This window comes from Tardiphaga sp. 862_B3_N4_1 (assembly GCF_051811085.1).
In the GTDB taxonomy this organism is placed as follows: Bacteria; Pseudomonadota; Alphaproteobacteria; order Rhizobiales; family Xanthobacteraceae; genus Tardiphaga; species Tardiphaga robiniae.
The window spans coordinates 3,000,057-3,025,504 of record NZ_JBPWQB010000001.1 but is presented as its reverse complement, the minus strand read 5'-3'; the positions used below and the strand labels follow the sequence as shown (position 1 = coordinate 3,025,504).

Genomic DNA, 25,448 nt, shown 5'->3' with positions numbered 1-25,448 from the left:
CGATGCGCGATCGCCTGATTTTCGCTGGCCAGCTCGGCTTCACACTGCTCGTCGCGGCGTTCCTCGTCGTGCCTGTTGTGCTGTCGATTTCCGCTGGCGTCACCGTCAATTACTTCCGTGGCATCCAGTCGGGCGTCACCCTGCAATGGGTGGTACAGGTCTGGAACCTCTATGCCGGTGAAATCGGGCTGTCGTTTCTGATCGCCTTCGCGACCCTGGCGGTGACGCTGGTTGTCGGCGTGCCCGCGGCTTATGGGTTACACGTGAAGAGCGGTAGGTTGTCGCGCGTGATCGAGGAGATCATCACGCTGCCGCTGGCAATCCCTGGCCTGGCCATCGCGCTGGCGCTGCTGCTCACCTATGGCGGTTTCGGTGGCTTCAGGCAGTCGTGGGTCTTCATCCTTACTGGCCACGTGATCTTCACCATGCCCTTCATGGTGCGCTCGGTGATGGCGGTGTTCGCTTCGGTGGACATTAAGACGCTGGACGAGGGCGCTGCCTCGCTCGGCGCCTCGCCATGGACGCGGTTTTGCAATGTCATCGTGCCGAACGCCATGCCCGGCATTCTCGCCGGATCGCTGATGGTGGTGACGCTGTCGCTCGGCGAATTCAACCTGACCTGGATGCTGCACACGCCGCTCACCAAGACGCTGCCGGTCGGCCTCGCCGATAGTTACGCGTCGATGCGGCTGGAAGTGGCATCGGCCTACACACTGATCTTTTTCATCATGATTGTGCCTCTTCTGGTGGCGATGCAGATGTTTGCCGAGAAGGGCGAAAAGAAATGAGCGGGATCGCAGGCCACGGTGCGGCCGTCCATATCGAGAACTGTGGCAAGACCTTTCCGGACGGTACGCAGGCTCTGGCGCCGGCTTCGCTGGATATCGTCAGTGGTGAGACGCTGGTGCTGCTCGGTCCCTCCGGCTGCGGCAAGACCACCATGCTGCGGATCATTGCCGGGCTGGAGACGCCCGATGTCGGTGGTCGTGTGCTGTTCGACAAGACCGACATGACGGCGGTGCCGATCGAGCAGCGCCATGTCGGCATGGTGTTCCAGTCCTATGCGCTGTTTCCCAACATGACGGTGGCCGAGAATATCGGCTACGGGCTCAAGATCCGCGGCGTCGACAAGGCCGCGCGGCAGGCGCGCATCGCCGAGATGGTGGCGCTCACCAATATTGGCGGGCTCGAAAACCGCCGGATCGATCAATTATCTGGCGGTCAGCGTCAGCGCGTCGCGCTGGCGCGCGCGGTGGCCGTGCGCCCACGGGTGCTGCTGCTGGATGAGCCGTTGACCGCGCTCGATGCGTCGCTGCGCGACCGGCTGCGCAGTGAACTCAACAGCCTGCTACGCTCGCTCGGGATCACCGCGATCTATGTGACTCACGATCAGGCCGAAGCGATGGAACTCGGTGACCGCATTGTGGTGATGCGCAAGGGCGCTATCGCCCAGATCGGAACGCCGCGAGAGATCTACTTTGCTCCCCAGAACCGCTTCGTCGCCGAATTCGTCGGCGCGGCCAATATCGTCGAGGGGCCGGTGAGCGGCGGTCGGCTGACGCTGCCCGGCGGCTGGCTGGCGCTCAATGACGCCGCCGACAACGCTGCGGCGGTGGCGATGATCCGGCCAGAGACCATCGGAATTGTCGCCGAGGCAGACGCCTTCCTGCGCGGCATGGTCGAAAGCGTCGCCTTTATCGGTGATCGCCAGCGTCTCGGGGTGACGGGTGCGGCGAACAAGCCGTTGACGGTGGACGCGCCGAACACCATCAATGTGCGTGCAGGGGAGCGCGTCGGCCTGTCGGTCGCGCCTCAAGCGGTTCGCGTGTTGCCGAAAGAAGATTGATGTCGAAGCCCACCATCATCGCGCAGATCTCCGATCTGCATATCAAGGCGCCGGGCGAGCTGGCCTATGGCAAGGTCGACACGGCGAGGGCGCTGGAGCGCGGTGTCGCCGAGCTGAACGCGCTCGATCCGCGGCCCGATCTCGTTGTCATCTCCGGCGATCTCGTGGATACGCCGACGCCGGGCGAATACGAGCATCTGTGGCGGCTGCTCGCTCCGCTCAAGATCCCCTTCATCGGCGTCCCCGGCAATCACGACGCCCGCGACATGATGCGCGCGGCATTTCCAGATTGGGCCTATGCCAAGTCGTTGGGCCCGCTCGATCAGGCGCGGACGGTTGGCCCGCTCGATATCATCCTGCTGGACTCGCATGTGCCGGGCAAGCCGCATGGCACGCTGGAAGTGGCAACGCTGGCGTGGCTGGATGCCACGCTGGCATCATCGCGCGAGCGGCCGGCTTTATTGTTCCTGCATCATCCACCGTTCCGCACCGGTATCGAGCACATGGACGTGCAGGACCTGTTCAACGCGGATGACCTCGCAACCATCGTCCGCAGGCATCCGCGCGTGCGCATCGTCGCCGCCGGTCACGTCCATCGCGCGACACTGACGACATTCGCCGGGACGGTTGCGACCATCTGCCCGGCGCCGAACCATGCGGTCGATCTCGACATCGCCGAATTGCGTCCGCCGTCCTTCCGTGTCGAACCGCCCGCTTTCCACCTGCATGTCTGGTTTCCGGATGGCGAGGAGGGCGGCCATCTGGTCACGCATCAGGTGCCGATCGGCGACTTCGACGGCCCGCATCCATTCTTCGGCGCTGACGGGAAGTTGCTCTGAGCTAGACCAGCGCGTTCGCCGCGATCAGGCTGCGATAGAACTCCGCGCTGAGCTTTGGCGTTCGTTTCTGCGTGGCGAAGTCGACGTGATAGAGGCCGAAGCGCTTTTCATAACCATCCGACCACTCGAAGTTATCCATCAGGCTCCAGTGGAAATACCCCGCTACGGGGATGTCTTCCGACGTCGCGCGCTGCAGATGCGTGAGATAGTTCCTGAGGTACATGACGCGGTCGAGGTCGTGGATCTTGCCGTCGCCGGCTGGCCGGTCGGCAGCCGATGTGCCGTTCTCGCTGATGTAGATCTGCTTGACGTTCCAAACCTTCGCAACATTGCGCGGCGCCCAATACAGCGCTTCCGGTCCGATCCGCAGCCAGTCTGAATCCATGCGCGGGAACGAGATCGGGAACGGCACCAGGGCGAAGCCGTGCTGATCGCCACTCGCTACCACATAATATTGCGGCATGTAGACGTTGAGACCGACGAAATCGACGGGGGAAGAAATGATCTTCAGTTCTTCGGCGGTGAAGCTCGGCGCATTCTTGCCGGCATAGGCCAGGAATGCATCGGTGTATCTGCCTTCGAGGATGACGGTCATGTAGCCACCATTCATCTCGCGCGTTGCGATTTCGGCTGCGCGGATATTGGCAGGCGTCTCGATGGCCGGAACGCAGGATGCGACATTCTCGGCAACGCCGACCTTGGTGTCGGCGCGTCCATTGGCGCGGATCGCCTGCACAGCCATGCCGTGGCCCAGTGCGACGTGATGGCGAACCTGGTTGAGCTGCGGCTGTGGCAGCTTGAGGCCGGGCGCGAGCTCGACCGGGCCGTGGCCATAGCCGAAATCCACGAAGGTCCCGCATTCATTGATGGTGAAGATGTTTTTGACGCGGTCGGTGATGCGCTGTGCGACATGGCCAGCATAGTCGCCGAACGCCTTCGGCGTATCTGATGACGCCCAGCCGCCAACGCGATCCTGCAGCGCCTGTGGCAGATCCCAGTGATACAGAGTGGCGAATGGCTCGATGCCATTGGCCAGCAACTCGTCGATGAGACGATTGTAGAAATCCAGCCCTTGCGGATTGGGCGTGCCCACGCCCGTCGGAAACACGCGCGACCATGAGATGGAGAAGCGATAGGCCTTCGCGCCCAACGCCCTCATCAGCTGGACGTCTTCCTTGTAGCGATGGAAATGATCCACCGCGTGGTCGCCGTTGCCGCCGCCACGGATCTTGTTCGGCGTGTGCGAATAGCTATCCCAGATTGAGGGGCCGCGGCCTTCGGCCGCGACGGCACCTTCGATCTGATAGGCCGACGTGGCGGTGCCCCAGACGAAATCCGCGGGAAAACGCCGGTCGTTGGCAAGCGCCGCCGGTGTGGCCGAGACTGTTTGAGCTTCGGCCTTTCCAGGCGGGACGGCGAGGCCGGCGGCGAGCGCGCCGGCCGCCCCAGTGAAATCGCGGCGCGTGAAACGATGGGACACTTATACTCCCTGCTAGTCCGGGACGCGACGATCAGTCGTCATGCGGCTCATGATAGTTCTCTGCGCCGCCTTTCCAATAGCCAGACGCCTTGACCCACGCCTTGGGATGCTGGCGCTCGTCGACGAGAATCTTGCGGAGGCGCTTGGCGACTTCGGATTCCGCGGCGATGAAGGCGTAGCCGTCTCCAACGGGAAGTTTGAGGCTGCGCAGGGCATCTTCCATCAGGGTGGTCGAACCGGCGCTCTGCTGGCCACGATGCAACCAGTTGATGGTGACGGAGGCCTTGGATGCGAAGATCTGCTCCTCGGCAGCATCGGCGACTTCCGCGATCACGATGGCCCGTGTGGCAGGACGCAGTTCTTCAAGTCGGCGGCCGATGGCGGGCAGGGCAGTTTCGTCGCCGATCAGCAGGTACCAGTCGAAGTCGTCCGGCACCACGAACGAACCGCGCGGGCCGCCGATACCGACTTTATCGCCTGGCTTGGCTTGGGTGGCCCAGGTCGTGGCAGGCCCCGCATCATGAATGGCGAAATCGATGTCGAGCTCTTTCGCGGCTTCGTCATAGCGCCGCGGCGTGTAGTCCCGCGCGATTGGCCGCGCGCTCTCATCGACCAGCACGCGGCCTTCGCTGAAGGCGGGCATCAGGGGCTCGGCTTCGCCGGGGCGCGGGAAGAACACCTTGACGTGGTTGTCATAGGACGCGCTGACGAAGCCATCGAGGTCGTCGCCCGTGAGGGTGATGCGCTTCATATGCGGCGTCACCGACGTCACGCGCTTGACGGTCAGCAGGCGGCGCTTCAGCTCGTGCCGAACGCGCGTGATGCGATGAAGATCGTTGGAAATGGTGTCTGAAGATGTGTCGGTCATGTGGATTCCCGGGGAATCCAGATCGGCCTGTTTGACGCGATGTCGCGCAGGTCGAGCCTGGATCAGGTTCGATCGGCGCGTTGGTTCACGTTAACGCTTACGTGCGGCCTCGCCGAGACAGCAATCACGGCAGAGGTAGCGAAACGTCCTTTTACGTGCAAGCCCGGGATTGTCGCACGCGACGCACGATGGCGTGAGGCCGGAAGCCTTCTAAACTGGCTGACGTCACCGCATGGACATTGCGGCCTTTCCGGGGGAGAACGGTTTCCGGATGTGGCGGCATGCCCCCGAAATCATTGGACGAGATCGACGTAATGAGCACTGAAGCAAAGTCTGCCACGCGCGTGGCCATTGTTGGCCTTGGCCCGATCGGCCGCAAGGTGGCGGAAGCCCTGGACCGCGGTATCGACGGTCTGGTTCTGGCGGCGGTCGCCGTGCAGAATCCGGAGAAGCATCAGGCGTTCCTGTCCGGTCTCGGCAAGGCGCCGCCGGTGCTGCCCATCGCAGGCCTCGTGGATGTCGCCGATATCGTGATCGAATGTGCGCCCGCAGCGTTGCTGCCCGAGATCGTCAAGCCGTTCGTCAGCAAGGGCAAGACCGCGATCGTGCTGAGCGCCGGAGCGCTGTTGTTCAATGACGATCTCATCGCGCTGGCCAAGGCCAATGGCGGGCAGATCGTGGTGCCGACCGGGGCGTTGATCGGGCTCGATGCCGTGACCGCTGCCGCCGAGGGCAAGATCAACACGGTGCGCATGGTGACGCGCAAACCGGTGAAGGGCCTCGCCGGCGCGCCCTATATCGTCGAGAACAAGATCGACATCGAGAGCATCACCGAACCGATGAAGATTTTCGAGGGCACGGCGCGCGAGGCTGCCAAGGGCTTTCCCGCCAATCTCAACGTCGCCGTCGCGCTGTCGCTCGCAGGCGCGGGCCCCGACGCCACAACGCTGGAAATCTGGGCCGATCCGGCGCTGACGCGCAACGTCCATCGCGTCGAAGTGGATTCGGATTCCGCGCGGTTCTCGATGCAGATCGAGAATATCCCGTCGGAGAATCCGAAGACCGGCCGCATCACCGCGCTGTCGGTGATCGCCTATCTGCGCAAGCAGCGCGCGGCGCTGCGCGTCGGGACCTGAAGCCTATTTGCTGCTTTCGGCTTGATGCGCAGGGGCTATCTGCTGCGCAGTCTCGATTCCCTGGGTCCGGGCGATCTTGGCGAGTTCGCAGCCTTCGCAGTAGCGGCGATCCTTATACTCGATCCAGTTGTGCGCGAACACGCGCTCGTTCGGGATATCGTAGCGGGCCTGCAACACGCGGACGAGTACGCGCCAGGCTGCGATCTGCGCGTCAGTCGGCGGCTTGCGGACATTGGGGTAGTTGCCGACGAACTCGACCCCGATCGATGAGTCATTGTCGATCTGCTGATAGGTCCCGCTGTTGTCGATATACTTGTTGTCGTTGCGGTTGCCGCGGTTGAGATGGTTCGGCACCGCCCATTCGGGCGTCGACCAGTAAACCGTGCCGTCGGTCTCGATCCAGATGGCGACGCCGCGACGATCGGGTTTCTGCATCTGCGCGACAGCGTTACGCCAGGCGGAGCCGACCGCGCCTTCCGACTGATGGACGACGATGTTGCGCCATTCACGGGCGTGGCGGAGATCGGTCCATGGCCTTAGCCAGACCATGTTGAGGCCGGGAATGTCGGGGGTGCCGCGGGAGCGGGCGGCGATCTCGAAGTTTGACAGCGTCTGGGCGGTCGCCGGTGTGGCGATCGCGCACAAAGCCAGCAATACCCCGACGATCCGATCTCTCATGTCCCTCGTTTCCGAAGGCGTCTCATAACGCCTCCGGAAAGCGTAACCGAGCCGCGCTGGGAGTCAAATCCGCGGCTCGGTATGATCGTCGCGCTAGGGCAGCCTGCGCGCGTAGGTTGCGCTCAGTTGAAGTATTCGGGCAGGGTGAAGCCGGCGTAGAACTTGTCGTTGCGGATCGCAGTCTTGAACGTGTCCGATTGATAGGCCGCAACGATGTCCTTCGCCCATGGCGCCTCGGCATTGCCCCGGCGGACGGCCACGACATTGGTGTAGGGCTTGGTCATCTTTTCCAGTGCGAAGGCCTCGGTCAGCTTCAGCCCGCTATAGATCGCGAAATTGCCCTGCACAGCGGCGAAGTCGGCATCGCCGAGGGCGCGCGGCGCCTGCGCGTTTTCCAGCGGGACGATCTTGATGCCCTTCGGATTCTTGACCACGTCGAGCTCTGTGACGTCGACGGGGTTGTTGTCCTTGATCTCGATCCAGCCGAGATCGCGCAGGATCCACAGCGCGCGCTGCAGGTTTACGGGATCATTGGGCACCACCACGGTGGCGCCGGCCTTCACGGCATCGGATGTCTTGTGCTTGGTCGAATAGAGACCCATCGGCGGCGTCGGCACCGTGATAATGCCGGTCAGGTCGGTCTTCTGGCGCTGGTTATAGCTGTCGAGGAACACCGTGTGCTGCATCACATTGGCGTCGATGTCGTTCTTGAACACTGCGGTGTTGGCTTCCAGACCCGTCGAGAACTCATAGTATTTGACGGTGTAGCCCTTCTTTTTCAGCTCGGGCTCGACGCCCTTCTTGAAGCCGTCGATATAGGGGCCGGGTACGAAACCGACCTTCAGTTCAGGCTTGGTGGCGGACTGCGCGTCGGCATGATCACCAAAGGAGACGAGTGCGAGCATCGCGGCGGCGATGGCGGAGAGGGCGGTCTTCATTGTCGTTGTCTTTCAGGGAATGTCAGAATGGGATTACTTCGGCGCCCAGATCTTCACGTCGCTGGCATCGACCTTCACGGGGATCAGCTTTTCGTTGAAGAAGGCGTCGGCGATGATCTGCTGCTCGGACAGGCCGGCCTTGGTGACGGCGCCGACCTTGTAGGAGCGGTGGCTGTTGGCTTCCTCGACAGTGGGGGCGTCGATGCCCCACAGGCTTGAGAGGAGCTTGGCGGCTTCCTTCGGCTCGGCCTTGGCCCATTTGCCGGTCTCGTCCAGCTTCTTGAAGATCACGTTCAGCACGTCGCCGCGCTTGTCGGCATAGGCGGCCGATGAGAGATAGTAGCGCTTGTAGCTGGCAAGCCCGTTACTGCCGTCCGCGAGCACGCGCGCGTTGGATTGGCGCTGCGCGCTGGTGAGGAACGGATCCCATGCTACCCAGGCATCGACATTGCCGCCGACGAAAGCAATGCGCCCGTCGGCCGGCGGCAGATAGGCCGGCTGGATGTCCTTGAAGGTGAGGCCGGCCTTGCTCAGCGCAGCGAGCAGCAGGAAGTGGCTGCCGGCACCCTTGGTCACCGCGACCTTCTTGCCCTTGAGATCGGCGACCGTCTTGAGCGGCGACTCCGCTGGAACCACAATCGCCTGCGCGGCAGGCGAGGCGGCTTCCTCGGCGATGTAAGCGAGCTTGGCGCCGGCCGCCTGCGCGAATAGCGGCACGGTGTCGGCGACATCGGCGCCGAAGTCGACATTGTTGGTGTTGATGGCTTCGAGCAGCGGCAGGCCGCTGCTGAATTCATGCCAGCTGATCTTCACGCCGAGCGGCGCGAGCGCCTTCTCCAATTCGCCATTGGTCTTCAGTACGGCGATCAGCGTCGACGACTTCTGATAGCCGATGCGCACCGTGTCCGGTGTCTGCGCGCAGGCGAAGGAGACCGACAGCATCGAGGCTACGGCGGCCAGTTGCAGCGCCCGGGTGCGCCGGAACACGAAGCGTTCGATGAAGCGGGCGATGTGAATCGGAAGCATGTTGGGACTGCTTTGCTGATGATGTTTCGTGAGCAGCAAAGGTGCGAGAGCAGCGCGTTTCCGTCAATGAAATGGCCAACTGTAGTTCCGGGCGCGGCGATGCAGGCATGCTGCGATGGCCTTGTTGTGCAGCGGAAACGTTCTCCGCATGCCTTCTGGCTGGCTCCGGAAGAGCAGGTTATTTCCCTGCGGCGGAGATGAAGCTGCTCCCGGAGCTGACCTTCGGATTGCAAAACTTGCAGACTGCCCGCGACCTTTGAAAGCACAATCTTCGCAATCGCGCGTAGCGTTTCACCGTCACGCCCTTGCATCGCCCCGGGCGCAACTGGAGCAACAGTGCATGTCCTATTCCCGACGATCCGTGGTCGCAGGTCTCTCCGCAGCACTGTTGCTGTCAGCCGGGCTCGCCGCATCGCCAGCCGCGGCGCAGGAGTTGAAGGAAATCCGCATCGGCTTCCAGAAGGCCGGCATCTTCCCGGCCGTGAAGCAGCGCGCGACGCTGGAGAAGGTGTTCAAGGAAAAGGGCATCAGCGTGCGCTGGGTCGAGTTCCAGTTCGGGCCGCCGATCCTTGAAGCCATCAATACCGGCAATGTCGACTTCGGCTATGCCGGTGATGCGCCGCCGATCTTCGCGCAGGCTGCGCGTGCCAATCTCGTCTATATCGCCGCCATCCCGTCGCGGGGCTACAATCAGGGCATTGTCGTTCCCGAGAATTCACCGATCAAGACGCTCGCCGATCTCAAGGGCAAGAAGGTCGGCTTCGGCAAGGGATCGAGCGCGCATAACACGATCATCGCCGCGCTGGAGAAGGCCGGACTGACCTATGCGGATATCACGCCGGTCTATCTCGGCCCCGCCGATGCGGTGGCGGCATTCGCCGGTGGCAATATCGACGCGTGGTCGATCTGGGATCCGTATCTGGCGCTCGCTGAGGGCAAACAGGCGCGGGTGATTGCCTTCTCCAAGGACGTGCAGGATTCCATTTCGTTCTTCCTCGCCAACAAGGATTTCACCACCAGGCATCCGGACATCGTCGCGCTGTTCAACAAGACCTTTGCCGATGAAGGAAAGTGGGCCGAAGCCAATCGCGCCGAGGTTGCGACGCGGCTGCAGGAGGCGACCGGTGTCGACAAGGCCGCCACCACGCGCGCCGTCGAACGGTCGAACTACACGGTGGTGCCGATCAACGACCGGATCATCGCCACCCAGCAGGAAACGGCGGATCGCTTCCACAAGCTCGGCCTGATCCCCAAGGCGATCAATGTGAAGGACATCGTCTGGACCTGGACTCCGGGCTCCTGAGCTCCCGAAAACTCGCCGGGAGACGATTAGCGCTGTCACCAGCCGTCTCCCGGCACTCTTTTACTCCCGCAGGCCATTGAAACCGCTGGATTTTCCTCATTTGTGCAGTGCGGTTGAAATAATGCCCGAAATCAGTAGGTTGCAGCCACGGCGCCCGCGACACGCAGGCCGGCCCCGTGCTTCACAACTGCGCAGAAACGTCATTCAATGAACGCTCCCCTGTCCAAGCCGACCGGAGCGCCCGTGCCAGTTCTCGATCCGCAAGATCCTGGCCAACAAGGGCGTGCCATCATCTCCTTCGATGGCGTCAGCAAGATCTTCCCGTCGCGGAAGGATTCCGCCGAGGTGAAGGCGGTCGACAATATCGACCTCGTCGTTCCCGAAGGCGCGATCGTTGGCGTGATCGGCAAGAGCGGCGCCGGCAAGTCGACGCTCATCCGCCTGATCAACGGGCTTGAGCAGCCGACCCACGGCAATGTCACCGTCGACGGCCTCGACATCGGATCGCTGGATGAGAAGGCGCTGCGCCAGGCGCGCCGCTCGATCGGCATGATCTTCCAGCACTTCAACCTGCTGTCGTCGCGCACCGCCTTCGACAATATCGCACTGCCGCTGGAAATCGCCGGCACGCCGCGCAAAGCGATCCCGGGCATCGTCGAGCCGTTGCTCGACATGGTCGGCCTCGCCGACAAGCGCGACCGCTATCCGGCCGAGCTGTCCGGCGGCCAGAAGCAGCGCGTCGGCATCGCACGCGCGCTCGCCACCAAACCGAAAGTGCTGCTGTCGGACGAGGCGACCTCGGCGCTCGATCCCGAGACCACGGCGCAGATCATTGCGCTGCTCAAGCAGATCAATGCCGATCTCAATCTTACGATCCTCTTCATCACCCACGAAATGTCCGTGGTGAAGAAGCTCGCGCAGCGCGTCGCCGTCATGGAAGGCGGCCAGATCATCGAGCAGGGCACCACCTACGAGATCTTCTCCAAGCCGACCCATGCGACCACCAAGCGTTTCGTCGGCGAGGTCACCGGCGGCAATGTGCCGGAATGGCTGCAAAACAAGCTGCTGGCCGATTATGCGCCCGGCCGTCAGGCCGTGATCCGTATCGCCTTCACCGGTGCCGATGCCGATGAGCCCGTACTCTCACGGCTGACGCGTACCTATGGCGTGGACTTCAACATCATGCATGGCCAGATCGAATATGTCGCCGATCATCCGTTCGGCACGCTGATCGCCTCCGTCGCGGCCGAGCCGGAATTGCAGGCCAAGCTGATCGCCGATCTCACCGCGACCCGCAACACCGTGGAGCATCTCGGCTATGTCGCCTGAACTGATCAACATGATCCTGTGGTCGACGCTGGACACGCTCACCATGGTGGCGCTGGCCGGCATTTTCGGCACGCTGGCCGGCCTGCCGCTCGGCATCTTTCTGGCGACGAGCCGCGCCGGTGAGCTGTTCCCGGCGCCGAACGTCAATCGGCTGCTTGGCCTCGTCGTCAATGCCACGCGCTCGACGCCGTTCATCATTCTCGTCGTCGCCATCGTGCCGCTGACGCGCCTGATCGCCGGCACCTCCATCGGCACCAGCGCCGCCGTGGTGCCGCTGACCATTGCCGCGACGCCGTTCATCGCGCGCGTGATCGAAGGCGCCATCCGCGAAGTCGATCAGGGCCTCGTCGAAGCCGCGCGTGCCTTTGGCGCCAGCCCGTTGCAGATCGTCTGGAAGGTGCTGCTGCCGGAAGCGATGCCGGCGGTGACGCTGGCGCTGACGCTCGCGACCGTCAGCCTGATTGGTTATTCGGCCATGGTCGGCGCCGTCGGCGGCGGCGGGCTCGGCGATCTCGGTATCCGCTACGGCTATCAGCGCTTCATGCCGGAAGTCATGGCGACCGTCGTCGCCGTGCTGATCTGCCTCGTGCAGGGCGTACAGAGCCTTGGCGACTTCATCTCGCGCCGCCTCGACAAACGCACGCGACATTCCTGAAACGGTCGCTCGCGTCAGCGGGCCCGCTCACACTCGTTTACTCACAATGGAAAACACAATGTCTCTTCGTCGCTATCTTCTCTCCATCCTCGCTTTCGCTGCGCTCACCGGTGCTGCGTCAGCCGAGACCATCAAGGTCGGCGTGACCCCGGGTCCGCATGCGCAGGTGCTGGAAGCCGCCAAGGCCGTCGCCGCCAAGAAGGGCCTCGACATCCAGATCGTCGAGTTCTCCGATTACGTCGTGCCGAATGCGGCGCTGGAAGCCGGCGACCTGCAGGCCAATTCGTTCCAGCATCAGCCCTATCTCGACAACCAGGTGGCCGACCGCAAATACAAGATCGTCGCTGTGGGCAACACCATCAACTTCCCGATGGGCATCTATTCCAAGAAGGTGAAGACCTGGGACGAGGTCAAGTCAGGCGCCACGCTGGCGATCCCGAACGATCCGACCAATGGCGGCCGCGTGCTGATCCTGCTGCGCGACAAGGGCATCATCAAGCTGAAGGACGGCGTCGGCTTCAAGCCGACCCTGCTCGACATCACCGACAATCCGAAGAAGCTGAAGATCACCGAAGTCGATGCCGCGCAGCTCCCGCGCACGCTGCCTGACGTCGATGTCGCCGGCATCAACACCAATTACGCCACGCAGGCCGGTCTCGATCCGGTGAAGGACGCGATCCTGCGCGAGGACCCGAAGGGTCCTTACGCCAACATCATCGCCGTGCGTGCCGTGGACAAGGACAAGCCCTGGGTGAAGACGCTGGTGGAAAGCTATCAGTCGCCCGAGGTGAAGGCGTTCATCGACGAGAAGTTCAAGGGCTCGGTGCTCGCGACCTGGTAAGGTCCTTCTTTTCCCTCCCCCTTGCGGGGTGGGTGGCCGGCCGCTTGGCCGGTCGGGTGGGGGCGCCACAAGCGGCGCCCTCACGTGGGGCAACCCCCACCCCGGCCTCCGCTTCGCTCGGCCGACCCTCCCCACTGCGCTTCACTTGGGGGAGGGATACCTCCGGCGCCTGTGCGCCATCGCAGATGTGAATTTCAAACAGCCACTGCTCTTCAGACATGCGTCATCGCCCCCATTGTTTGCGGCGCGGGGGCGCCGTCGTCTTTTGCATTCCCGCCCCCTTGTGAGAGGGCGTGCGGAACGCCGGGTGCCCGTTGCACCCTTGGGCCTGATGCGATGCGGTCTTCCGCAATCTATAGAGTGCATCAGGACTTTCGGACGCGCTGGGCGAAGTGCCCGGCGTTCCGCCTGCGGTGTTTTTTCGGTTGCTTGCACATCTGCCTTGGCGAACGGCCCCATCACCAAAATTAGTGTCCCAGGGCGGAGGGACAGGGTAGCCTCAAGCACTTAAGCCGGACGCGTTTCGATTTGGTCGTCCGTCACACTGTCCAGGGGTCTTTCCATCTCAAGGTCGGCCGTGTCCTTGCCAGTGGCAGTGCTGGCGCAGATCCGTCCTGCCCGAAGACAGATGTCACCCGTGAACCGCGTGACGCCGCATCTCCGGCGTCCACCGCATCCAGCCCCGCGAACGTGACGATCGCGATCGCCCCTCTCGGTGGGGCAGGACGGAGGGGATAATAATCCTTGCGCGGAATTCGTCAAGAGCAAAATAGGAACATTTTCTCGCGACGCGCAGATCGGCGGTGGAGCGGGGAGGCCGATATCGGGGATCGGCGGGTCTGGGGACGCCGCATGCTGAGAGGTTGAGACCCCTGGCGCAACGTGTTACCTGACGCGGCATGCGGGTATAGCTCAATGGTAGAGCAGCAGCCTTCCAAGCTGAATACGAGGGTTCGATTCCCTCTACCCGCTCCACATCATTTTATCTATGCAAATCAAATAGTTGGAATTCCACCCGAGGGTATTTGTAGCCTGGTTGTGGGGCTGCATTTGCAGCAAGTCGCTCCGACGACGACGCTGCAGTTCTCTTGACTTCATTGGAACATAATGAGAACGATGACGGCGCCAAGCAAGGAGCCGTTATGATTGAGCACACTTTACAGACGGGGTCTCTTGCTGCGTTCTTTGCCTTAGTCGAGCAATTGCCGGCTTTTCAGGGGCACCTCTTCAGAGGGCAGGCCGACGCCGCATGGCAACTTGTTCCAAATCTATATCGACTGAATCCTAATCTCGCAGTCGGCAGCGTGGCGAAAAATTTCGACTATCTCGAAGCTCAGTTGATTGATCGTTTTTTTCAAGAAGGGCTTCCCTATTTGCCTGCCTTAGAGAGAAACTACTCCAATGATCGCGCTTTAGCGCAGCATTTCGGTGTGCCAACTAGACTATTAGATTGGAGTGAAGACCCGTTGGTTGCGGCCTTCTTTGCCGTTGAACGATGGGACACCCCAACCGACGCAGCGGTTTTTATGATCTTGCCCGAGGCTCGTTATAGACGAGAGGACGTTGTGAGCTTGGGGCCACACCAAGTGATTGCGTTTCGGCCGCCGGCAATTGATCGGAGGATTCCTGCCCAGCGATCAGTCTTCACCTATCATCCTCACGATCCAGATGACCAGCCATTTGTCTCATTGGATAAGCGACAGAATATTGGCGGAAAGATTGGAAATCCGGCCGGTAAAGGTGGTTCTGTTCGTGGGTTTGCAAAGATAATCATCCCCCAAGCTATCAAACGAGCACTCTTTGTGCGGTTATCGGGAGTTGGTGTTGATAGAAGAAATTTGTTTCCGGGGCTCGACGGTGTGGGGGCTGATACGGCGGCGCGTGCACGCACGGGCCTATGGATGTAGAAGCGGGAAACAATTTCAGGCGTAACGTCCTGAATTATAAAGTTGGGGAAATGTTCTTATGAGGGGACAATGTCTAGGGCGCACCTCGGCGCAGAACATCGGGCCACGACTCTTGAGTCGAGTGCTGCTGTGTTTGCTAGGCTCGTCGTGATGAGATGATCGCGATATTAAACACGCCGTGAGATCGTGCAGATGTTCGTTGGCTGTACAACGCTGCAAATGACGTTGGACAACTAGGGACCTCTCTGCCCGACGATCACGCTGCGGCGACAGATGCTATCGCGGAGGAGCTTTTCTCATGAAGGCATTGACGTTTCGAGGAACGAGTTGTCCGGTGAAAAACTGGGAGAAGATCGCAGCGAGTCAATCACGCGGTTATGCGTACGAGAAAGATGGCCACTTCATTCAGATGTACGGCGTTGATAACCAACTCTGGGTCATATCGCCCGGTCTGACTATTGCTGAGCGCGCGTCGGGCACGTTGCAGTACTGGGTCGAGGGAAAGTTCGGTGCGAGAGAGGTTCAGCCAACCAAGAACGATGTCGGTGTATGCGTCGAGGGAATCTGGCGCCCCGGTCTATTCTTCGATGTAGATGTCAAATCCGGCCTGGCTCAGAGCGAAGCAGAATTGAGATTGGCCGAGCAACAGCTGTTGTTATTGCTCCAGCGGCTCGACGAGATTCTCTTGTTCATCGAACCAACTGACAAATCCCTCGAAGCGTTTGGCAGTAAGACACGCGAACTATTGCTGCTCGCCTGCACATCCGTCGAAGCCCAATGGCGCTATTATTTGGTCAAGGCAGGCATTACGGCCGCTGGGCAAGGTTTCAACACGAAAGACTACGTTTGTTTGAGGGACGTGCTCTATCTAAGTGAGTATGAAGTGTCCCTTCCACGCCACGGGACAATCTCTCCGATCAGACCATTTCTGGACTGGGACTCAGCGAAGCCGACGAAAAGTCTTGCTTGGTACGATGCCTATAACACTGCGAAGCATGACGGCCTAGAAAGTCTATCCGCCGCAACACTCCAGGCATGTATTGCGGCGGTCGCGGCCAACATAGTCTTGTTCAGTGTTCGGTTCGGCCCGTACCGACTCTACAATGGCGGCGGAATGCTTTCGAGCGTGTTCAACTCGCACTTTCAGGTTGGGTTGGTGGACTGCGACGTCACCACCTTCTACGTGCCCGACTTGGATCTGCCTCAGTTTCAGGGGATGATGTGGGGGCAATTGGGGACGATCCCACCTAAACCTCAAAAGCTCGTTCTATGAACGATGATACACAAGCAATACACGACAAATTACGGATGTTGTTTTCATTTCGAACAACTCTTCCAGAAGTCACTCGCGTTGCGATACGTTGCCGCCGCTTCCCATCCGGTCAATAACAGCCGCGCGTCATCCAAAGCGAGCTTGATATCCCCATGACAGAGTCACGTTATTTCCCGGCCAGCGGCAACGCCTGGGACAAAATCGATCCGCGCGCCGCCGGCTATGCGCCGGACAAGCTCGCCGCTGCCGTCGCATTTGCGCAGGCCAATGAAACGCCGTGGCCGCGTGGCTTCTATTACGATGACGGCCGCTACGCGCCGAATGTGGACTGGAATGAGACCGGGCCATGGAGCGCGGTGCTGGGTCCCGTGCGTGAGCGCGGCGGCTCCGCGGGCATGGTGCTGCAGAATGGTCGCGTGCTGGCGGCGTGGGGCGAAATCGCGCGGGCGGATATGACCTTCTCCATCGCCAAGAGCTATCTGGCCGTGCTGACGGGACTGGCGGTCGATGACGGGCTGATCGGGGATATCGACGAGCCCGTGGGCACGCGCGTGCCCGGTCCGCTGTTTGCGGATGCGTATAACGCGAAGGTTACCTGGCGGCATCTGCTGGAGCAGACCAGCGAATGGCGCGGCGAGCTGTTCGGCAAGCCCGATCAGATCGATCACAACCGTCTGGTCGCGCCGAATGCCGACAACAGCCGCAAGGGCGAGCTGCGCGAGCTGCAAACGCCGGGCAGCTTCTACGAATATAACGATGTGCGCGTGAACCTGCTGTCGCTTTGCCTGCTGAATCTGTTCAAGCACCCGCTGCCGGATGTGCTGCGTGCGCGCATCATGGATCCGATCGGCGCGTCCAGGGACTGGGAGTGGGTCGGCTATGACAATTCCTTCGTCGAGATCGACGGACGGCGGATGCAGTCGGTGCCGGGCGGCGGCCATTGGGGCGGCGGGATGTTCATCGGCGCCGAGGATCATGCGCGCTTCGGCCTGTTGATGGCGCGCGGCGGCGACTGGAATGGAAAGCGGCTGCTGTCGCAGGCCTGGGTCGATGCGATGTGGGCGCAGTCGTCACAGCAGCCGAATTACGGCTTCCTGTGGTGGCTGAACCGCGGGCCGCATGCCAACAAAAGCGCGCCGGAGACGGCGGTGTATGCGCTCGGCGCTGGTGGCAACATGATCTGGATCGATCGCGACGCTGACATGATCGCGGTGACGCGGTGGCTGCCCAGCGCGAAGGCGCCGGAGTTCATCCGGCAACTGATCGCGGCGCGGAGCTAGGACGCTTCCGTTCGGGCGTGGAGCTTTAAAGCTCGCACCTTGGCGGTGCCGCGCAAGGGAGGCAACGCAGGCGGGGCGTTGCGGGATAGCGCATTCTTCCGCTTCCGGATGAGCCGCTGCTCGGCTTCCGCGTCGCTTTATCTCAAGCCGATTCCGGTCGTGAGATAAACGGCGATCAGGAAGGCGCAACCTGCCAGTGGCAGGGCAATCAAACGTAAAATTTGTGCTTCCGAAATCATCTGAGGCACCTATGTCGGCAGCTTCGATGGGAGGATGGCAGTTTATGCTTAATGCGCGGTAAATAGCTCTCCGGCCAGTCGTTGCGTCCGGCATCGAGCAGGGCCCGTATCAACCCGTCATCTCGTCCAGCAGTGCCTGCGCCAGTCCCTTCTGCGCATCCGGCAACTGATCGCGGCGCGGATCTAGGACGCTCCCATTCAGAACGCAGACGTCGCCTCCCATGCAACGGATTGCACGGGGCCGCGTTGGCTTGCACAGGGAGGCACCAGTATGAATGTTCGCAAGCCAGCGGAGCGGGGCCCGGAAGGTCCGGGCGAAAAGCCGGACCCGCTCACGATTCCCGGAGATCACCCCGCTCCGGAGGATCAGTTCGGCGGCGGCGACATCTGCTCGCCGGAGGCAGAGCCTCCGACCGATGACGACAAACCGCTCGACTGATCCCTCGGCGCAATGCGCTTCGCGCGGACTACATCGGCGGTACGACGCCATTGGTGCCGGCGACCACGTTGCCGGTCGAGAGCGTTCCGTCGTCCGCCTTCTGCGACGGCACGAACACCGTCATGCCGGGCTTCAGGTCGCCCTGCGCGGCAGCCGCAAAGGTCACGACCGTGGTGTCATCCGCGACCGAGATGGTCTTTTCCTTGCCGTGGAAGGTCACCGTGACGTTGCGGCCCTCCACGTCCTTGACGGCGTTGGTGACGGTGGCGTTGGTCATCGTGCTGTTCGGCTTCAGATCCCAGGGATAGCTGCCTTCGCCGGTGCCCTTCATGCCCGCCGGGAAGATCAGCACCTCGAGGGCGCCGTCGCCGCCGCGGGACTTGGGCAGCGAGGCGATGCCGACGAAGTCGCCGGGCTTGATGTCGTTGAGCGAGGCCTTGGCGACGCCGGTGACTTTCCAGTTATCGTTCAGCTTGATCGCGGTCGAATTGCCCTCGCGGGTTTTGACCGTCAGCTTCGCGCCGTCGACGCTCTCGACCGTGCCGCGCACGCGAACCGTCTCGGCTGCGCTTGCGGCGGAAATGGTGGCTGCACTCAGCAGGGCAATGCCCAGCCCGGTGATTACAGCAGAAAACGCTCTCATATTTCGTCCTTTCACGTAACGCTATGGCGTGGTGCCGCGAGAGTTACGTTCGGGGATCGCGATGATTACGTGGGCGAGGATCACGGTGCGGTGATCGGGAACACTGGTGCGCTCTCGCAGCCTCGTTCTATGTGCCATGTGATTGTCGGAACGATTTTGCCTTGCGCTGCTTGCTCAGGTCGGAGAGGTTCGAACTATGACCATCATGTCAAAGAAAGCTGCGCTGCTCATCCTGGCTGCCGTTGCTGAACTCGCGCTCGCTGACGCGGCATCTGCCCGAGGCGGTGGCAGCAGCTTCATGAACTCGCCGGGCTATCAGCGCCGGCTGCAGGAATCGCGCGGCTACGTCACAAACCAATCGGGCTCACTCGTGTCGCAGCCGCCTGCGCCTGCGCCAGTCCAGCACTCACGCAAATCGCGGCGCCGATAGCCGGTGGCGGGGAGGGCGTCACCCCCTGGATATGAACGTAGAGTCGCGCGACGAAGGGACGGAAATACTCATCGATCACGTCGGCTGTTGGTCGTGAGCGGGGTCGCGCATTCGCCATCACGAACCGGCATGGCGCTTCGCTTCCGGTGCAGGCCCATCGCTGGTCCCCATCTCGTCCAGCAGCGCCTGTGCCAGTCCCTTCTGCGCATCCGGCAGGCCGCGATTGCGCGCGGCCTGTTCCAGCGCGAAGGTCGCTTCCATGTGAATGCGGAAATGCGCGGCGTTCTGTTCGACGCCGGTGCCCTCAGGCACGTCGCCGAACACCACGTCGTGGCAGCGCGCCACCGAGCGCGAGGTGAAGGCGCGGCAGGTCAGCGGGCGGACCTCATAGACCGTGCAGCGATTGTCCGATCCGAGCAGCGCGCAGCGCATGCGAAGTTTCATGACGTCGGCGGCATCGCGTGCGGCGGTCGCGGCGACTTCGAGGCGGGTGCGGAGTGCCGCCTGTTCGTCCGGCGTGAAATGCGCAGCGATATGTTTGGCCATCACAGTCGCGGTGCCGGGCGGCACCTGGACATAGAGATGACAGCAGGCGGCGCAGCCGCTGGTGCAGGCATTGCCCGGCTGGTTCGGGATGTTGTCGCGAATGGCTGCGGTGGCGGCGTCCGCAATGGCGGTCGCGTCGCGCGCGGCATCCGCGATGCTGTCCGCCTGTTCGAAGGCGACGCCATAGGCGGCGCGCAGATTGCCGAAGATGCCTTCATAGCGGCCGGACAGCGAGCGCATCAGCGTGCCCACTTCCGCGATATTGTCCGACACGAAGTCGATGGCGTCCTGTGCGCTCATGCTGGGGTCCCGATCCGCTCCCGTCCTACGCCGCGAATCGGCGGGACGTCACCAGCAATCTGAAGCGGGAACCGGGCTTTACCGTTCAGGCGCGCGCTTTCGCCTTGGCCGGTTCCTTCTGCGCGGCCTTGGCGGGTTTCCCCGTCAGCGCCATGACCGCGACCGCGACCACGCGGTCGGTGATCGCCTGCACGTCATTGAGATCACACAAGCCGTCGGACATGCGCGTCAGGCGTTCGCTGTCGCGGATGGTCTGGTGCGCCATGGCCAGCGCAAAATGCAGCGCCCAGAAGATATCCGCCGGGTCCTGATCGGGCAGGGACCGGCGCATCGCCGCGGCGAAGCGCTTGAGGTGATCGACCTCGCGGTTCTTGATCTTGCGGATCGGCGGCACGGATTCGATCGAGGCGCGGATCATGAAGCGCGCGGCGTCCGAGCGCTGTTTCTCCGGACCGAGGCAGCCGCGCAGCGTCGGGCCGACCAATGCGGCGAAGATCGCATGGATGTCGGCGCGGCCGTCGCCGGCTTCCTCCGCCGCCTTCAATTCGCGCAGGCGCTCGCGATTGGTGGCGAGGCTGCGCGTCACGAACAGTTCGGCGATCAATTCGTCCTTGCTGCCGAAATGATAATTCACCGCCGCGAGATTGACGTCCGCTGCGGCCACGATGTCGCGCATGGTCACATCCGCAAAGCCGCGTTCGGCATAGAGCCGTTCGGCTGCGGTGATGATCGCCGTCCGTGTGTGGTCTGCTGCCATGCGATCGTCCTGATCAAAACGGTCCTTTTGCAACATGGCCCCATGCAAGCGGCGCGGATCGGGGTCATTGCATTTCAAACGCGTGTATGAAACTATCGTTTGAGCGTCGGGAAATGTCAATGTGCGCCTGATGGCATATTGCATCTGCTCAACGCCATCGCCCCCGCGCGGATCTGTGCCGCATCAGCAGAGACAAATTTGCTCTTGCGGTGATCCAGCGACGGGACAACAGTGCCGCCAACAATTCTAAAAAACGCGAGGATCGCCCCATGGATTTCAATATGTCGGACCGCCAGCGCGAATGGCTCGAGCGCGTGTCCTCCTTCATGACCAAGCATGTCCGCCCCGCCGTGCCGATCTATCGTCAGCAGGACGAAGCGGGCGAGCGCTGGAAGGTGATCCCGATCGTCGAGGAATTGAAGAAGAAGGCGAAGGCCGAAGGCCTGTGGAACATGTTCATGCCGCCGTCGTCGCATGAAGACGACGAATTCCACGGCGCGGGACTGAGCAATCTGGAATATGCGCTGCTCGCCGAACAGATGGGCCATATCGGCTGGGCTTCGGAAGTGTTCAACTGCTCGGCGCCTGACACCGGCAATATGGAAGTGTTCATGCGCTACGGTTCGAAAGAGCATAAGCAGAAGTGGCTGAAGCCGCTGATGAACGGCGAGATCCGCTCCGCCTTCCTGATGACCGAGCCGGATGTCGCGTCGTCGGACGCGACCAATATCGAGACCTCGATCAAGCGCGACGGCGACGAATACGTCATCAACGGCACCAAGTGGTGGTCTTCGGGCATGGGCGATCCGCGCTGCGCCGTGATGATCGTGATGGGCAAGACCGATCCGAGCGCAGCGAAGCATCAGCAGCAGTCGCAGATCCTGGTGCCGCGCGATGCCAAGGGTGTGACAATCGAGAAGATGCTGCCGGTGTTCGGCTTCGACGATGCACCGCACGGCCATGCGCGGGTGAAGCTCGACAATGTCCGCGTGCCTGCCAGCAACATCCTGCTCGGCGAAGGCCGCGGCTTCGAGATCGCACAGGGCCGTCTCGGTCCGGGCCGTATCCATCACTGCATGCGCACCATCGGCAAGGCCGAGGAAGCGCTGGAGAAGATGGTGCGCCGGCTGTCGTCGCGCACCGCCTTCGGCAAGAAGATCATCGAATATTCGATCTGGGAGCAGCGCATTGCTGAAGCCCGCACCGATATCGAGATGAACCGTCTGCTCTGCCTCAAGGCCGCCGACATGATGGACAAGGTCGGCAACAAGACCGCCCAGCTCGAAATCGCGATGATCAAGGTCTCCGGCCCCAACATGGCGCTGAAGATCATCGACAACGCGATCCAGGCTTATGGCGCCGCTGGCGTGTCCGACGATGCGGGTCTCGCCCGTGACTATGCGTCGATGCGCACCATGCGTCTCGCCGACGGTCCGGACGAGGTGCACAACCGTGCCATTGCGCGGCTCGAACTGCGCAAGTATGCCAATGAGTCGAAGCACTAAGAAACGCTAAGCGGAGACTGACGTGACCGATGGTGTGAAGCGCGACGACGAGTATAACGGCACGAGGCCAGTGGAGGAGCGGCATCGCTTCGACGAGATGAGCCTCGAGGCCTGGATGCGCGAGCATGTGGAAGGCTATGAGGGACCGTTGACCGTCCTGCAGTTCAAGGGCGGACAAAGCAACCCGACCTATCGGCTGAATACGCCGAAGCAATCCTACGTGATGCGGCGCAAGCCGTTCGGCAAGCTTCTGCCATCGGCGCACGCCGTCGATCGCGAATACAAGGTGATCGCGGCGCTTGGGAAGCAGGGCTTCCCGGTCGCCAAGGCCTACGCACTCTGCACCGATGACAATGTCATCGGTTCGGCGTTCTACATCATGTCGATGGAAGACGGCCGGATCTTCTGGGATCCGGCGCTGCCGACGGTGCCGAAGGAAGATCGCCGCGCGATCTTCACGGCGAAGATCGAGACGCTGGCGCAACTGCACAGCTACGATCCCGAAAAAATCGGGCTCGGCGACTTCGGCCGTCCCGGCAATTACTTTTCCCGTCAGGTCGATCGCTGGACCAAGCAGTACCGCGCCTCGGAGACGCAGCTCATTCCGGAAATGGAACGGCTGATCGAATGGCTGCCGACCTCCGTTCCGGAGCAGGAGCGGGTGTCGGTGGTGCATGGCGACTACCGCATCGACAACATGGTGTTCCATACGACGCAGCCGAAGGTGCAGGCGGTGCTCGACTGGGAGCTGTCGACATTGGGCGATCCGATGGCCGACTTCACTTATCTTTTGATGCAGTGGATCATGCCGGGCCTCGACGGGCTCGATTTCAAGGCGCTCAACATCCCGACTATGGATGAAGCCGCGAAAATCTATTGCGAGAAGGCCGGCCGCAAGACCGTGCCGGATCTGAACTGGTACTATTGCTACAACCTGTTCCGGCTCACCGGCATTCTGCAGGGCATTGCCGGCCGTGTTCGCGATGGCACCGCGTCGTCGGCCAAGGCGATGGAATCCGCCAAGCGCACCGTTCCGCTGGCGCAGGCGTCGTGGAAATACGCACAGCTCGCCGGCGCGAAATAAACGATTGAAGAGGCGCGACCGATTGGGGATCGCGCCTCTTTCATGATCGCTTTAGAGATGCCCCGCTAAGAGGGCCGGCCGCAGCAAGTGCTGCTGCGTCGATCGACCTGGAAACGCACTTGTCTCTCTCTCCCAATCTTCGCGGCAGCGTGCTGATGGCCACGGCCATGGCCGGCTTCAGCCTCAACGACGCGCTCACGAAATTCCTGACGCTGCACATGAACTTCGGTCAGGTGATGCTGGTGCGGGGTCTGTTCGCCGCCGTGCTGATCGGCGCGCTCGCCACCCAGCAGAAGGCCCTGCGTCCGCTGCGTATCCTGTTCGTCCCGTCTGTGGCGCTGCGCGTATTCGGCGAGATCGGCGGCACCGTGACTTTTCTGGCGTCGCTCGCACATCTGCCCCTTGCGAACGTATCGTCGATCTTTCAATCGCTGCCACTCGCGATCACGCTCGGTGCGGCACTCATCTTCGGTGAGCAGGTGGGCTGGCGGCGCTGGCTGGCGATCGCTGCGGGCTTCGTCGGCGTTCTCATTGTGGTCCGGCCCGGCATCGAGGGCTTCAACCAGTTTTCGCTGCTGGCGCTGTTGTCGGTCGCGTTCTGTACCGTGCGCGATCTCGCGACCAAGCGCATTCCGACCGAAATCCCTTCACTGTTCGTCACGTTTTTGACGACGATCGTCGTGACGATCGTCGGCGCCATCCTGCTCGTTCCGCTGGGCGGCTGGACGCCACCCTCGAACCGGTCGCTCGGCCTGCTGGCGCTCGCCGCTGTGCTGGTGCTGATTGGATATCAGTGTGTGATCCTGGCGTTGCGCGCCGGCGATATCTCCGCTGTTGCGCCGTTCCGGTACTCGCAACTGCTGTGGGCCATGTTGCTTGGCTACCTCGTGTTCGGCGATGTGCCGGACGGCCCGATGGTTCTCGGCGCGTCGGTGATCGTGCTGTCCGGTCTTTATGCGTTCCATCGCGAGCGTGTTCGCAACCGGTTGCCGGCGGCCAGTGCGCCGAGCATGCCGCCGGATGGGTTGTAGGCTTGGCGCCCGGCCATCAGTCCGGCGCACAGTGAATGGCAGGGACGCGTGAGCCATCTGGCTCGCACGTCCGTCTTCGTGCACATGAGGCGCAATCATTTGGCCTGAGTCTTGCTCCTTTCGGAGCCTGTCTGCTCTGACCGTAACTCACCCAGGATTGTCTTGCCTCTCTCTCCCAATCTGCGCGGCAGCCTGCTGATGGCTGTCTCCATGGCAACCTTCAGTGTCAACGACGCCATTGCCAAGTTCCTCACCGTGCAGATGCATTTCAGCGAGGTAATGATGCTGCGCGGGCTGTTCGCCAGCGTCATGATCGGTGCGCTGGCGGTGCATCAGGGCGCGCTACGGCCTCAGCGGCTGCTGTTCGTGCCGTCAGTGGCGCTGCGCATCTCCGGGGAGATCGGCGGCTCGGCGCTGTTCCTGGTCGCGGTCAGCGCGTTGCCGCTCGCCAATGTGACCGCCATCGTTCAATCGCTGCCGCTGGTGATGACCTGTGGCGCCGTGCTGATCCTGGGCGAGCCGGTGGGATGGCGGCGATGGCTGGCGATTGCCGCGGGCTTCATTGGCGTGCTGATCATCGTGCGGCCGGGCGCCGACGGGTTCAGCCAGTTCACTTTGGTGGCGCTGCTGTCCGTGTTGTTCTACGCCACGCGCGATCTCGTCACCAAACGCATCCCGGCCGAAATTCCCACGCTGTTCGTCACCTTTCTCACCGCCGTTGCGGTGACTCTGGCAGGGGCAGTGTTCACGCTGCTGCACGGGGACTGGACTGCGCTATCGTTTCATTCGCTCGCTTTGCTGGCGCTGGCGGCAGTGATGACGCTGATCGGATTCCAGTGCGTCATCCTCGCGCTGCGCGTCGGCGATGTCTCGTCGGTCGCGCCGATGCGTTATTCGCAGATGCTCTACGCGATGCTGCTGGGCTATCTGGTCTTCGGTGACGTGCCCGACGCCATGATGGTGCTCGGCGCGAGCGTGATCGTGCTGTCCGGCATCTACACATTCCACCGCGAGCGCGTGCGCGACCGCTTGCTGGCGACGAATTCGTCGAACGCTCCGCCTGACGGCGTATAGC

The 25,448-nt window shown here is 62.1% G+C and carries 25 protein-coding genes and 1 tRNA gene; 18 read left to right on the top strand and 8 right to left on the bottom strand.

The features are described from left to right. Positions 1-2: 2 nt before the first annotated feature. Genes AB8B02_RS14385 through AB8B02_RS14375 form a run of 3 tightly spaced genes read left to right on the top strand, consistent with a single transcriptional unit; the run spans position 3 to position 2,685 of the window. A complete protein-coding gene (locus AB8B02_RS14385; RefSeq protein WP_120293094.1) occupies positions 3-788 on the top strand; it encodes an ABC transporter permease subunit in 786 nt (261 codons plus the stop codon). Further along, positions 785-1,846, top strand: a complete 1,062-nt coding sequence (locus AB8B02_RS14380; protein ID WP_439064244.1) for an ABC transporter ATP-binding protein — start codon at positions 785-787, stop codon at positions 1,844-1,846. Before AB8B02_RS14385 ends, AB8B02_RS14380 begins: the two co-directional genes overlap by 4 nt. Further along, positions 1,846-2,685: a phosphodiesterase gene (locus AB8B02_RS14375; RefSeq protein ID WP_439064243.1), complete on the top strand. Its 840-nt coding sequence runs from the start codon at positions 1,846-1,848 to the stop codon at positions 2,683-2,685. Before AB8B02_RS14380 ends, AB8B02_RS14375 begins: the two co-directional genes overlap by 1 nt. A gap of 1 nt (position 2,686) precedes the next feature. On the opposite strand, the gene AB8B02_RS14370 is transcribed toward AB8B02_RS14375, so the two are convergent. After that, complete coding sequence (locus AB8B02_RS14370; RefSeq protein ID WP_439064242.1) at positions 2,687-4,165, bottom strand: GH1 family beta-glucosidase; 1,479 nt, start codon at positions 4,163-4,165, stop codon at positions 2,687-2,689. Positions 4,166-4,196: 31 nt separating this feature from the next. Then, a complete protein-coding gene (locus AB8B02_RS14365; protein WP_439064241.1) occupies positions 4,197-5,033 on the bottom strand; it encodes a siderophore-interacting protein in 837 nt (278 codons plus the stop codon). A gap of 314 nt (positions 5,034-5,347) precedes the next feature. Here AB8B02_RS14365 and AB8B02_RS14360 point away from each other — a divergent pair, with 314 nt between their 5' ends. Continuing rightward, positions 5,348-6,169, top strand: a complete 822-nt coding sequence (locus tag AB8B02_RS14360) for an aspartate dehydrogenase (RefSeq protein ID WP_439064240.1) — start codon at positions 5,348-5,350, stop codon at positions 6,167-6,169. 3 nt (positions 6,170-6,172) lie between these two features. Here AB8B02_RS14360 and AB8B02_RS14355 read toward each other — a convergent pair whose 3' ends face one another. From AB8B02_RS14355 to AB8B02_RS14345, 3 genes are all read right to left on the bottom strand, one after another. After that, positions 6,173-6,847 (bottom strand): peptidoglycan recognition protein family protein, encoded by a 675-nt coding sequence (locus tag AB8B02_RS14355; RefSeq protein ID WP_439064239.1) that lies wholly within the window; start codon positions 6,845-6,847, stop codon positions 6,173-6,175. Positions 6,848-6,969: 122 nt separating this feature from the next. Then, on the bottom strand, positions 6,970-7,785 hold the full coding sequence (locus tag AB8B02_RS14350; RefSeq protein ID WP_439064238.1) for a MetQ/NlpA family ABC transporter substrate-binding protein: 816 nt from the start codon (positions 7,783-7,785) through the stop codon (positions 6,970-6,972). A 33-nt stretch (positions 7,786-7,818) separates the two neighbouring features. Continuing rightward, the gene (locus AB8B02_RS14345; protein WP_439064645.1) at positions 7,819-8,727 is read right to left on the bottom strand and encodes an aliphatic sulfonate ABC transporter substrate-binding protein; all 909 of its coding nucleotides are present in this window, start codon (positions 8,725-8,727) and stop codon (positions 7,819-7,821) included. A 424-nt stretch (positions 8,728-9,151) separates the two neighbouring features. On the opposite strand from AB8B02_RS14345, the gene AB8B02_RS14340 reads away from it, so the two are divergent. The 9 genes from AB8B02_RS14340 (at position 9,152) to AB8B02_RS14300 (ending at position 18,077) form a co-directional block, all read left to right on the top strand. Further along, a complete protein-coding gene (locus AB8B02_RS14340) occupies positions 9,152-10,114 on the top strand; it encodes an aliphatic sulfonate ABC transporter substrate-binding protein (protein WP_439064237.1) in 963 nt (320 codons plus the stop codon). Between the two features lie 207 nt (positions 10,115-10,321). Continuing rightward, entirely contained in the window at positions 10,322-11,443 is a 1,122-nt protein-coding gene (locus AB8B02_RS14335) for a methionine ABC transporter ATP-binding protein (RefSeq protein ID WP_439064236.1), read from the top strand. Next, entirely contained in the window at positions 11,433-12,098 is a 666-nt protein-coding gene (locus tag AB8B02_RS14330) for a methionine ABC transporter permease (RefSeq protein WP_068732062.1), read from the top strand. Before AB8B02_RS14335 ends, AB8B02_RS14330 begins: the two co-directional genes overlap by 11 nt. Positions 12,099-12,144: 46 nt before the next feature. Then, positions 12,145-12,939: a MetQ/NlpA family ABC transporter substrate-binding protein gene (locus AB8B02_RS14325; protein WP_439064235.1), complete on the top strand. Its 795-nt coding sequence runs from the start codon at positions 12,145-12,147 to the stop codon at positions 12,937-12,939. Positions 12,940-13,840: 901 nt separating this feature from the next. Then, positions 13,841-13,914 (top strand) — tRNA-Gly (locus AB8B02_RS14320). 167 nt (positions 13,915-14,081) lie between these two features. Next, positions 14,082-14,846: an FRG domain-containing protein gene (locus AB8B02_RS14315; RefSeq protein WP_439064234.1), complete on the top strand. Its 765-nt coding sequence runs from the start codon at positions 14,082-14,084 to the stop codon at positions 14,844-14,846. A gap of 298 nt (positions 14,847-15,144) precedes the next feature. Further along, positions 15,145-16,119 carry a hypothetical protein gene (locus tag AB8B02_RS14310; RefSeq protein ID WP_439064233.1) on the top strand — a complete coding sequence of 325 codons (975 nt, stop codon included), beginning with the start codon at positions 15,145-15,147 and terminating at the stop codon, positions 16,117-16,119. A gap of 152 nt (positions 16,120-16,271) precedes the next feature. Beyond that, entirely contained in the window at positions 16,272-17,399 is a 1,128-nt protein-coding gene (locus tag AB8B02_RS14305; RefSeq protein ID WP_439064232.1) for a serine hydrolase domain-containing protein, read from the top strand. A 510-nt stretch (positions 17,400-17,909) separates the two neighbouring features. Next, complete coding sequence (locus tag AB8B02_RS14300; protein WP_439064231.1) at positions 17,910-18,077, top strand: hypothetical protein; 168 nt, start codon at positions 17,910-17,912, stop codon at positions 18,075-18,077. 28 nt (positions 18,078-18,105) lie between these two features. Here the strand turns inward: AB8B02_RS14300 and AB8B02_RS14295 are convergent, their stop codons facing one another. Continuing rightward, complete coding sequence (locus tag AB8B02_RS14295) at positions 18,106-18,720, bottom strand: hypothetical protein (RefSeq protein ID WP_439064230.1); 615 nt, start codon at positions 18,718-18,720, stop codon at positions 18,106-18,108. 196 nt (positions 18,721-18,916) lie between these two features. Here AB8B02_RS14295 and AB8B02_RS14290 point away from each other — a divergent pair, with 196 nt between their 5' ends. Next, positions 18,917-19,150: a hypothetical protein gene (locus AB8B02_RS14290; RefSeq protein ID WP_175368029.1), complete on the top strand. Its 234-nt coding sequence runs from the start codon at positions 18,917-18,919 to the stop codon at positions 19,148-19,150. A 117-nt stretch (positions 19,151-19,267) separates the two neighbouring features. On the opposite strand, the gene AB8B02_RS14285 is transcribed toward AB8B02_RS14290, so the two are convergent. Then, positions 19,268-19,996 (bottom strand): YkgJ family cysteine cluster protein, encoded by a 729-nt coding sequence (locus AB8B02_RS14285; protein WP_439064229.1) that lies wholly within the window; start codon positions 19,994-19,996, stop codon positions 19,268-19,270. An 85-nt stretch (positions 19,997-20,081) separates the two neighbouring features. Next, positions 20,082-20,753, bottom strand: a complete 672-nt coding sequence (locus AB8B02_RS14280; RefSeq protein WP_089265633.1) for a TetR/AcrR family transcriptional regulator — start codon at positions 20,751-20,753, stop codon at positions 20,082-20,084. A 269-nt stretch (positions 20,754-21,022) separates the two neighbouring features. On the opposite strand from AB8B02_RS14280, the gene AB8B02_RS14275 reads away from it, so the two are divergent. From AB8B02_RS14275 to AB8B02_RS14260, 4 genes are all read left to right on the top strand, one after another. Continuing rightward, a complete protein-coding gene (locus tag AB8B02_RS14275; protein ID WP_068731553.1) occupies positions 21,023-22,258 on the top strand; it encodes an acyl-CoA dehydrogenase family protein in 1,236 nt (411 codons plus the stop codon). Positions 22,259-22,280: 22 nt separating this feature from the next. Beyond that, entirely contained in the window at positions 22,281-23,342 is a 1,062-nt protein-coding gene (locus AB8B02_RS14270) for a phosphotransferase family protein (protein WP_116661769.1), read from the top strand. A 119-nt stretch (positions 23,343-23,461) separates the two neighbouring features. Then, on the top strand, positions 23,462-24,373 hold the full coding sequence (locus AB8B02_RS14265) for a DMT family transporter (RefSeq protein ID WP_320444609.1): 912 nt from the start codon (positions 23,462-23,464) through the stop codon (positions 24,371-24,373). Positions 24,374-24,484: 111 nt separating this feature from the next. Further along, the gene (locus tag AB8B02_RS14260; protein WP_439064228.1) at positions 24,485-25,447 is read left to right on the top strand and encodes a DMT family transporter; all 963 of its coding nucleotides are present in this window, start codon (positions 24,485-24,487) and stop codon (positions 25,445-25,447) included. Position 25,448: the final 1 nt, after the last annotated feature.

Excerpts from the sequence above, each read along its gene's own strand:
- AB8B02_RS14385 (WP_120293094.1), top strand. The coding sequence starts at position 3 with ATGCGCGATCGCCTGATTTTCGCTGGCCAGCTCGGCTTCACACTGCTC.
- AB8B02_RS14380 (WP_439064244.1), top strand. The coding sequence starts at position 785 with ATGAGCGGGATCGCAGGCCACGGTGCGGCCGTCCATATCGAGAACTGT.
- AB8B02_RS14375 (WP_439064243.1), top strand. The coding sequence starts at position 1,846 with ATGTCGAAGCCCACCATCATCGCGCAGATCTCCGATCTGCATATCAAG.
- AB8B02_RS14365 (WP_439064241.1), bottom strand. The coding sequence starts at position 5,033 with ATGACCGACACATCTTCAGACACCATTTCCAACGATCTTCATCGCATC.
- AB8B02_RS14360 (WP_439064240.1), top strand. The coding sequence starts at position 5,348 with ATGAGCACTGAAGCAAAGTCTGCCACGCGCGTGGCCATTGTTGGCCTT.
- AB8B02_RS14355 (WP_439064239.1), bottom strand. The coding sequence starts at position 6,847 with ATGAGAGATCGGATCGTCGGGGTATTGCTGGCTTTGTGCGCGATCGCC.
- AB8B02_RS14350 (WP_439064238.1), bottom strand. The coding sequence starts at position 7,785 with ATGAAGACCGCCCTCTCCGCCATCGCCGCCGCGATGCTCGCACTCGTC.
- AB8B02_RS14345 (WP_439064645.1), bottom strand. The coding sequence starts at position 8,727 with ATGCTGTCGGTCTCCTTCGCCTGCGCGCAGACACCGGACACGGTGCGC.
- AB8B02_RS14340 (WP_439064237.1), top strand. The coding sequence starts at position 9,152 with ATGTCCTATTCCCGACGATCCGTGGTCGCAGGTCTCTCCGCAGCACTG.
- AB8B02_RS14335 (WP_439064236.1), top strand. The coding sequence starts at position 10,322 with ATGAACGCTCCCCTGTCCAAGCCGACCGGAGCGCCCGTGCCAGTTCTC.
- AB8B02_RS14330 (WP_068732062.1), top strand. The coding sequence starts at position 11,433 with ATGTCGCCTGAACTGATCAACATGATCCTGTGGTCGACGCTGGACACG.
- AB8B02_RS14325 (WP_439064235.1), top strand. The coding sequence starts at position 12,145 with ATGGAAAACACAATGTCTCTTCGTCGCTATCTTCTCTCCATCCTCGCT.
- AB8B02_RS14315 (WP_439064234.1), top strand. The coding sequence starts at position 14,082 with ATGATTGAGCACACTTTACAGACGGGGTCTCTTGCTGCGTTCTTTGCC.
- AB8B02_RS14310 (WP_439064233.1), top strand. The coding sequence starts at position 15,145 with ATGAAGGCATTGACGTTTCGAGGAACGAGTTGTCCGGTGAAAAACTGG.
- AB8B02_RS14305 (WP_439064232.1), top strand. The coding sequence starts at position 16,272 with ATGACAGAGTCACGTTATTTCCCGGCCAGCGGCAACGCCTGGGACAAA.
- AB8B02_RS14300 (WP_439064231.1), top strand. The coding sequence starts at position 17,910 with ATGAATGTTCGCAAGCCAGCGGAGCGGGGCCCGGAAGGTCCGGGCGAA.
- AB8B02_RS14295 (WP_439064230.1), bottom strand. The coding sequence starts at position 18,720 with ATGAGAGCGTTTTCTGCTGTAATCACCGGGCTGGGCATTGCCCTGCTG.
- AB8B02_RS14290 (WP_175368029.1), top strand. The coding sequence starts at position 18,917 with ATGACCATCATGTCAAAGAAAGCTGCGCTGCTCATCCTGGCTGCCGTT.
- AB8B02_RS14285 (WP_439064229.1), bottom strand. The coding sequence starts at position 19,996 with ATGAGCGCACAGGACGCCATCGACTTCGTGTCGGACAATATCGCGGAA.
- AB8B02_RS14280 (WP_089265633.1), bottom strand. The coding sequence starts at position 20,753 with ATGGCAGCAGACCACACACGGACGGCGATCATCACCGCAGCCGAACGG.
- AB8B02_RS14275 (WP_068731553.1), top strand. The coding sequence starts at position 21,023 with ATGGATTTCAATATGTCGGACCGCCAGCGCGAATGGCTCGAGCGCGTG.